This window comes from Xylophilus ampelinus, from assembly GCF_003217575.1.
Taxonomy (GTDB): domain Bacteria; phylum Pseudomonadota; class Gammaproteobacteria; order Burkholderiales; family Burkholderiaceae_C; genus Xylophilus; species Xylophilus ampelinus.
Window position 1 is genome coordinate 1 of the sequence record NZ_QJTC01000062.1, and the last position, 1190, is coordinate 1190.

General features: G+C 64.5%; 1 protein-coding gene. It reads right to left on the minus strand.

The window, feature by feature from the left end; translation table 11 throughout:
• Positions 1–1187 (minus strand): elongation factor Tu (gene tuf / locus DFQ15_RS16835; protein WP_110467050.1); only part of this gene is annotated, 1187 nt, incomplete at its 3' end.
• Positions 1188–1190 lie beyond the last annotated feature (3 nt).

The window sequence follows — 1190 nt, forward strand, 5'->3', positions numbered from 1 at the left end:
GCGATGATCTTCGCGACCACGCCGGAGCCGACCGTCTTGCCGCCTTCGCGGATGGCGAAGCGCAGACCTTCTTCCATGGCGATGGGGTTGATCAACTTGACGGTGATCGACACGTTGTCGCCGGGCATGATCATTTCCTTGCCTTCGGGCAGCTCGATCGCTCCGGTCACGTCGGTCGTGCGGAAGTAGAACTGCGGACGGTAGTTGTTGAAGAACGGCGTGTGACGGCCGCCCTCGTCCTTCGACAGGACGTACACCTCGGCGGTGAAGTGCGTGTGCGGCTTGATGGAGCCGGGCTTGCACAGCACCTGGCCGCGCTCGACGTCTTCACGCTTGGTACCGCGCAGCAGCACGCCGACGTTGTCGCCGGCCTGGCCCTGGTCGAGCAGCTTGCGGAACATTTCGACGCCGGTGCAGGTGGTCTTTTGCGTGTCGCGGATGCCGACGATCTCGATTTCCTCGCCGACCTTGATGATGCCGCGCTCGACGGCACCGGTCACGACGGTGCCGCGGCCGGAGATGGAGAACACGTCTTCCACGGGCATCAGGAACGCACCGTCGACCGCACGCTCGGGCGTGGGGATGTAGGTGTCGAGCGCTTCGGCCAGCTTCATGATGGCCTGCTCGCCCAGGGCACCCTTGTCGCCTTCGAGGGCGAGCTTGGCCGAGCCGTGGATGATCGGCGTGTCGTCGCCCGGGAACTCGTACTTGTCGAGCAGCTCGCGCACTTCCATCTCGACGAGTTCGAGCAGCTCGGCGTCGTCGACCATGTCGCACTTGTTCAGGAACACGATGATGTAGCCGACACCCACTTGGCGGGCCAGCAGGATGTGCTCGCGGGTCTGGGGCATCGGGCCGTCGGCGGCCGAGCACACCAGGATCGCACCGTCCATCTGGGCGGCACCGGTGATCATGTTCTTGACGTAGTCGGCGTGGCCGGGGCAGTCGACGTGCGCGTAGTGGCGGTTGGCCGTCTCGTATTCCACGTGGGCGGTGTTGATCGTGATGCCGCGGGCCTTTTCTTCGGGCGCCGCGTCGATCTGGTCGTAGGCCTTGGCCTCGCCGCCGAACTTGGCCGACAGCACGGTCGCGATCGCCGCCGTCAGCGTGGTCTTGCCGTGGTCGACGTGACCGATCGTGCCGACGTTGACGTGCGGCTTAGTACGTGTGAATTTCTCTTTTCCCATTTT